Origin of the sequence: Mycobacterium sp. (genome assembly GCF_049281135.1) — a bacterium.
In the GTDB taxonomy this organism is placed as follows: domain Bacteria; phylum Actinomycetota; class Actinomycetes; order Mycobacteriales; family Mycobacteriaceae; genus Mycobacterium.
Window position 1 is genome coordinate 1 of record NZ_JBAPRN010000412.1, and the last position, 7,085, is coordinate 7,085.

A 7,085-nucleotide genomic window follows, 5' to 3' on the forward strand; every position below is an offset into this window, starting at 1 on the left:
CAGCGGATTATGAACAAAGACGACATGATCCTGATCAGCGTCGACGATCACATCGTCGAACCGCCGGACATGTTCAAAAACCACCTGCCGAAGAAATACGCCGACGAAGCGCCGAGGTTGGTGCACAACCCGGACGGCAGCGATACCTGGCAATTCCGCGACGTGGTGATCCCCAATGTCGCGCTCAATGCTGTGGCGGGCCGGCCTAAGGAAGAGTACGGGCTTGAACCCCAAGGCCTCGATGAGATCCGGCCGGGATGCTGGCAGGTCGATGAGCGGATCAAAGACATGAACGCGGGCGGGATCTTCGCGTCGATTTGTTTTCCGACGTTTCCGGGGTTCGCCGGGCGGTTGTTCGTTACCGAGGATCCCGAGTTCAGCCTCGCGTTGTTGCGCGCCTACAACGACTGGCACGTCGAGGAGTGGTGCGGCGCTTACCCGGCACGATTCATCCCGATGTGTTTGCCGGCGATCTGGGACGCGGAAGCGTGTGCGGCCGAGATTCGGCGCAACGCCAATCGTGGCGTACATGCGCTGACCTTCACCGAGAACCCGGCCACCATGGGCTACCCCAGCTTTCACGATGACTACTGGACTCCGATGTGGACTGCGCTGGTCGACACCGACACGGTGATGAACGTGCACATCGGTTCCTCAGGTCGGCTGGCCATTACCGCACCGGACGCCCCGATGGACGTGATGATCACCTTGCAGCCGATGAACATCGTGCAGGCCGCGGCTGATCTGTTGTGGTCGGCTCCGATCAAGAAGTACCCGGATCTCAAGATCGGCTTGAGCGAGGGTGGCACGGGCTGGATCCCCTATTTCCTGGAACGGGCCGATCGCACCTTCGACATGCATTCCGGGTGGACGCATCAAGATTTCGGCGGCAAACTGCCCAGCGAAGTGTTCCGCGAGCACTTCTTGACGTGTTTCATCAGCGACCAGGTCGGGGTCGAATTGCGGCACGAAATCGGTATCGACAACATCGCATGGGAAGCGGACTACCCACACAGCGATTCGATGTGGCCCGAAGCGCCCGAGCAGCTCTGGGATGTGTTGTCCCGCCAGAATGCGTCGGATAGCGACATCGACAAGATGACATACGAAAACGCCCTGCGCTGGTACTCATTCGAGCCGTTTGGTCACATGTCCAGAGAACAGGCGACCGTGGGCGCACTACGGCAGACCGCGCAAGGCCACGATGTGTCCATCCATGCGCTGAGCCGGCATCAGACGGGCGAACGCGCGACGAACGCTCTCGCCGAAGCAACCAAGTTCAACAGGTAAGGACCACGGCTCGTTTCAGTTCGCAGCGACCCGACCCACCGGCGAAGGAACCGGCTTCACTGCGATGATCGCGACGGTCTCGTCCAACTCATTACGGAATCCCTGGCGCCGGGCTAATCTGCGGAGCGATTCTGATCTCAGCACCCGCACAGTCCTAAGTCAGATCACCGGTCCGCATCGGATGTCAAACCGTTCGCGCAGCGTGTCAAGCGCACGCTGGCAGTGCTCGCGTTCGCGCCGATGTGCGCGCATGAACCCCGCCGTGGCAATCATGCGGCGCGGCAACGGGTACCAGCGATCCAAGTTGAGACCGCAGTCGAGAAAGACCTTGGTGGGAACGACGTCGGTGATCAGGCTGGTGTTGTGCTGTACAAGCGAAAGGAGCGCATACGGCGTCGCCGCCCGCGCCTTGCTTCGAATATCGTGCGCGTCGAGCTCATACAGTGGCACGTCCCTGATCTTGCCCAGAAACAGCAGGTGCGTTAGGAAATAACCCATCAACGATGTCAAATGCAATGTGGCGGAGCGTGCTTGAATTGAAACCGTCGCCCCGCCAGCTGAGACGTAGGGCTCGTATGGGCAGTCGGTTTTCAGGACGTATCCGGTGCAGTTGACCAACCAGCTGCCCGGTGTGATCGCCTTGGTAGCCCCGCTGCGGAACACCAACTCCGTCGCGGCGCCACGATCGACAACGTCGACGAGATAATCCATGATCACGTCGTTCAGGCCCACGCTAATCGTCGCGTTCTCCGACTCGGACAGCACACCAAACAGGAGGTTGCCGGTCTCGGGAGTCGACCACACGCCGTACTGGCCTCGAAGCCAGCTTGCAACTTCTTGCTCGTTGCTTCCGTCGAAGCGACGGGCCGACTCCCTGGCGATATTGCTCACGGGGGTGCCGCTCAGCCACCGCCGGGCCCCGACCGGAAGCAACCGATCGCGGCTGAGGAAGTAGGTACCCGATCCTGCGATCAGGTTCACCTCCCGGCCCGGACATTCCGTGATGAGCGCGTGGGCGGTATCCATCGCGGTCTTACCGCCACCCACGATCCACACCGGGGCATCGCTGGCCCGTATCTCGCCGCAGCGCATATCACAGGAGTCGGGAGACACCGATTCAACACGGGCACTGGAGAATTCGAGCGGGTCGTTGGGCGTCACGCGGAAGCCGTAGGCCTTGATGAGGTGTTTGGCCTCGACCACAACCTGCTTGCCATCCAGCGATCGGCAGTTGATTCGCACCTTGCCGTCGAGCTCTTGGTCGGACTGGAATTCCCAGCCGAATAGCTCGTCGACCCGTACCCGCTGTTTGATCACCTCGAGGCAGTAGGCGAAGTGGTCGAGAACTTCGCCCTTCGTCGCCAAGTAGGACCGCTTCTCGCCGAGAGTCCACTTGATATTGCCCGCGGTGAACATTCCGTGCGGTTGGTGCAGTCGCACGTACGGATAGGTGTCGACCCACATGCCGCCAACGCGTCGCCGACGGTCGATGAGGATGACCTTCTGGTCGCGAGCGAGGTATTGGCTCGCGACGAACAGGGCGTTGAGTCCGGCCAAGCCGGCGCCCACAATGCAGACGTCACATGTTTCTACCAGCGCAGACCCCTCAACCTGAACTGGTTGCATTGCGGGCATCGGCGCCCCTTTCGTCGCAGCGCCCCCTCCTTGCAGGAATTCGATTGTGTGTCGGTGCCGCGACGACGCCTTGAGTAATCGACTACTTAACTTTCCTCACCGGCCATACTGAAGTGACGGATGGACGACAGCCGGACGAGAGCGATAAAGCCATGACGAAAGCCAAAAGCGGCCAAAAAGACCGGGAATCCCCCGCACGGCTGATTGATGCCCGAATTAAAGAGCTCGGTGACTGGCGCGGCGAGACGCTGGCTCGTATCAGAAAACTGATCAAAGAAGCCGACCCGGACATAGTCGAGGAGTGGAAGTGGCGTGGCGTACCGGTGTGGTATCACGCCGGAATGATCTGCACCGGCGAGACTTACAAGAATGCCGTCAAGCTGACTTTCGCCAAGGGCGCGTCACTCGATGACCCGTCGAGTCTCTTCAACTCCAGCCTGGATGGAAATATCAGGCGGGCCATCGACATTCACGAAGACGACAAGATCGACGAAAAAGCGCTGAAGGCCCTCATCCGGGCCGCCGTCGCGCTGAACAGCTCCTAGAAAGCAACCCGTCAGCGTCAGGCTGCGTTCTCGATCTCGTCCTCGTCGTCGGGATGCTGGACGTAGGCCGCCTCTCGCACCGCGTCGTCGGATTCCAGCGCCGCACCCAATGCGCCACCGATCATCGCCAACGACGAGATCAGCCAAGCCAATTCAAAGTAATCACGCAAAGTAGCCGGATGCCCGACCTGGTCCCTCCAGATTTGCGGCATCACGAACCAGAAGGACGCGCCCAGCGCTAACACATAGAGCGCCGCATACAGCACAGTCACGCCGATCAGCACGGTAATCACGGTGACAATGTTGAACAGAATCACCTGCTTGCGCACGGCGCGACCAACCATGGGCTCCCACAGTTCAGCGCCGACGATCAAGGTCAGGACGGTCGCGCTAACTGACACGAGCGCCGTGCCGCCGAGACGGAGCAAGCCAAAGGCGTCGGCCAGTCGCCAGATATCGGCGGTCACCAAGCCGAACACTCCGGCGGCGACGGCACCCGTCAGCGCGCGCGACAATCGCAATGACAACTTCCACGGCTCGTTGGCCGCCACCATCCCGCTGATCAACGTGAGATTGCCAGTCAGCACTCGCGCGGTGTACAGAAAGGCTTCGTCAGCCGGGTCGCTGCCCAGTTCCCGGACCCGCTGCACCGTAAGCCGCCTCGACGACCGGCGGCCCTCGTCACCCTTGGTGTGATGCAGCTCAGTAGACCCGGCGATCAGCCGTACAAGCAGGCGCACGATCGTCTCGCGGATGTGATGGCGTCCCCCCCTTGCCCCCAATGCGGGCACCGACACGATCGCCACGTTGCGCACCGGATTCGCGTGGGCGACCACCGGCCGTTGTTCGACATGCAACGGGAGGTCGGTAAGGCAGATCACGACGTCCCAACCCTTTTCGAGCAACATTTTCCGCGCGGCTTTCACGATCTCGGCGTCGGTCGCCGGAGGCTGCACCAGGCGGTGCTCCATGACCTCGACGCACCATCGGGCACCCGGTAACCGGTGGTCGAGCTCGCAATTCAACTCGGTATCGGCGAGCTCGCGGGCCAGCGAAAAGGCGGCACCCGGATCGCCGATGATTCCCAGCACGATATGTGGATCCGGGTCGGCGTCGACTGGATCAGTAGCGGGCGTCATGCCTAGATCGTTGCACCCGTACCGCCGCCCGGGCGCGGCGGTAGCACAGCGAGCCAGGCGTCCGCAAGCAGTTCGAGCAGCTGACCGTCTGGGTCGCGGACCATTGCCGACTGGTCAGTCACAGTGCCCTCGACGATCGATCCGCCAAAACTCTCCACTGCGCCGAGTAGCTCCCCAAGGTCCGACACTGATAGCGACAGATGGGTAAGCCCGAGCTGGTCCATCACCCGACCCGACCCGGCACTCAGAACGCGCTGCGAGTAGGACAGCAACTCCAGCACCAGGCCGTCGCGAACCAAATACGTCGCGTGCAAGCCGATCGGCTCGTTCAACTGCAGCAGTTGACCGGTCCCCTCGTCGGGCGGCTCGAGTTCCCACCAGTACGTGAAACCCAGCAGACCTTCGTAGAAACGGCGCGATCGCGCGGTGTCGGCGACGCACAATCCGACATGGTTGAAAACTATCCGCGGACGGGCCATTTCAACCTCCAACGAGTGAGCGGCGACTCCTAAGGTATCCGCAACGGGAACGGGTCATTGGCAAAATCGATTTGGGCTACCGGATTGGCGACCGCGGTGGTCATCCCGGATCCGAACGCGCCCGACCGATCGAAAAGGGTGGCCGTGCCGACGGCGACGCCGTCCGCCGCCCAATGGGAATCGCCCTGTACACCGATCCAATCCCCAACGGGCAACCGCGCCAATCCAACTGTCAGGTCGCCGTTTATGTAGCCGACCCCGTGCGTGCCGAGGTTGGTCACCAGACTGGTTGCCTCGGCAACCATCACCGCCCGAACGAACTGCGAGTTAGGCTCCCCCGCCACTACGTCAACAGCGCTGTTGTAGAAGCGCTTTCGCGAATCATTCTGATGATCTCCCGGTGACCGACTCCAGTCACCCGCGTCGCTGTCTACCGCCGTCTGCACCCCGTCGTCCGACCGTGGCGGGAAGGGAATCGTCGTCGTCGGCACGCTCCACAGTCGGCCCGGGGGCGGCATCGACCGCCGGTACTGCAGCAGGGTTGCCCGTGCGACCAACCGCCCCTGTTGGACCAGGTCGCACTCGGCGCTGCGTACCCTCCTGCCGTCACGCACGACACGGAACGTCACGACGGTCGAAACATCGCGTGCAGCCCGAAACAAATCGACAGTCAACCGCGTCGGCATGAAATCGGGCGATCCGTAGTGGAGTTCGAGCGTCCGCGCCGCCAAGCCCACGACGGCCGGCCCATTGAGATGATCGTCGCCCCAGTGGCTACCCGCGAAGTGGGTCGGTTCGAATTCGCCGCTTCCAGTCAGCGTGAAAAGTGCCGGTTTCACGGGAACACCGCCTCATCGTCAGAGCTAGGTAACACCACAACCGACAGCGCCATCACGGCTAGACCCCCGGGGCTCGTGCATGAGCGACAAGCATAACGTCGGCTCCGATGCCCAATCACCGCTCCTCCTTCGACGATTAATTCCACATGCACGCTGGTCATCGGCAAAATGCTGGATACCTCAACCGACTTTGCCGAATCAACGAATTTCGCTTTCGCCGTGGCGTTTACATTGGTCAACTGCGAGCCTCTGCATACCCGTACAGGCCCAATCGTCCGGCACGCTAACATCAGCCTGATCCCTGCTCCTGGAATAAACGAGAGGACCTTACCTGATGACGCACCGCCAGCGGCGCCGCATTCTGGTAGCGAGCTGCACCGCGGCAACGGTGTTGATGGTCGAGGCGTGCGGCAGCCACACGCCGTCATGGTTTCCGATGCAGGCGCAGAAGACGTCAAAGACTCACGCTCCGGACGCGGCGCCGGCCACTTCCGCTTCGCCGCCAAAACCGTTGCCCGCCAACAGCCTCAAGACGTTGGTTTTGTCCAATGAGGACGTCAACGAGATTGTCGGCCTGTCTCTGGGCGATAGGTCACAGTTCGATTCGCCCACCGCGTCCGCGAGCGACTACAGCAAACCGGATTGTGCCCTGACGATGGGAATTACCAAGGACGCCCTTGGCGACGGAGAATTCACTGCTTACCGGTCAATCCGAAATCAGGCATCGAAAGATGACAGCCTGACCGGGATGTTTTCGCAGAACTTCGCCACTTTCGAAACGTCCGACAAAGCCAGCGAAATCTTCCACAAGGCGTACGCGACACTGGGCCATTGCAATTCCGACACGATCGCAGCTAAAAACAACCCCGCGACCTGGAAAATCCTGGCCCCGGGTCCGTTTAACGGCGATGCGGTGACATTCGGCGCCCTGCAGTTCACCGACAAGAACCAACCACTCGGCTGGCGCTGCGACCACCAGGCACGCGTCAAGAACAACGTCATAGTCGAGGCAGCGATGTGCGCGTGGGCCAACGGGGCCTCCGCTGCCGGGGCTGCCGTCGATCAGATCAGTGCCCGGATACCGCCTCCGGACAAGCCCGCTCCCCCGGCACCTGCAGGTTTTCTCGCGCCGAACAAGATCAAATCCGTAATCGTGGA

The 7,085-nt window shown here is 61.5% G+C and carries 7 protein-coding genes; 3 read left to right on the forward strand and 4 right to left on the reverse strand.

The window, feature by feature from the left end; genetic code table 11:
* Positions 1-9 precede the first annotated feature (9 nt).
* Complete coding sequence (locus tag WAN02_RS16765) at positions 10-1,290, forward strand: amidohydrolase family protein (RefSeq protein WP_422265348.1); 1,281 nt, start codon at positions 10-12, stop codon at positions 1,288-1,290.
* 159 nt (positions 1,291-1,449) lie between these two features.
* Here WAN02_RS16765 and WAN02_RS16770 read toward each other — a convergent pair whose 3' ends face one another.
* Entirely contained in the window at positions 1,450-2,925 is a 1,476-nt protein-coding gene (locus tag WAN02_RS16770) for an FAD-dependent oxidoreductase (RefSeq protein ID WP_422265343.1), read from the reverse strand.
* A 152-nt stretch (positions 2,926-3,077) separates the two neighbouring features.
* On the opposite strand from WAN02_RS16770, the gene WAN02_RS16775 reads away from it, so the two are divergent.
* Positions 3,078-3,470 (forward strand): DUF1801 domain-containing protein, encoded by a 393-nt coding sequence (locus tag WAN02_RS16775; RefSeq protein WP_422265344.1) that lies wholly within the window; start codon positions 3,078-3,080, stop codon positions 3,468-3,470.
* A gap of 17 nt (positions 3,471-3,487) precedes the next feature.
* Here WAN02_RS16775 and WAN02_RS16780 read toward each other — a convergent pair whose 3' ends face one another.
* Genes WAN02_RS16780 through WAN02_RS16790 form a run of 3 tightly spaced genes read right to left on the reverse strand, consistent with a single transcriptional unit; the run spans position 3,488 to position 5,927 of the window.
* The gene (locus WAN02_RS16780; protein ID WP_422265345.1) at positions 3,488-4,609 is read right to left on the reverse strand and encodes a hypothetical protein; all 1,122 of its coding nucleotides are present in this window, start codon (positions 4,607-4,609) and stop codon (positions 3,488-3,490) included.
* A 2-nt stretch (positions 4,610-4,611) separates the two neighbouring features.
* On the reverse strand, positions 4,612-5,088 hold the full coding sequence (locus WAN02_RS16785) for a VOC family protein (RefSeq protein ID WP_422265346.1): 477 nt from the start codon (positions 5,086-5,088) through the stop codon (positions 4,612-4,614).
* A 29-nt stretch (positions 5,089-5,117) separates the two neighbouring features.
* A complete protein-coding gene (locus WAN02_RS16790; protein ID WP_422265347.1) occupies positions 5,118-5,927 on the reverse strand; it encodes an acyl-CoA thioesterase domain-containing protein in 810 nt (269 codons plus the stop codon).
* 394 nt (positions 5,928-6,321) lie between these two features.
* Here WAN02_RS16790 and WAN02_RS16795 point away from each other — a divergent pair.
* Positions 6,322-7,085 (forward strand): sensor domain-containing protein (locus tag WAN02_RS16795; RefSeq protein ID WP_422265349.1); only part of this gene is annotated, 764 nt, incomplete at its 3' end.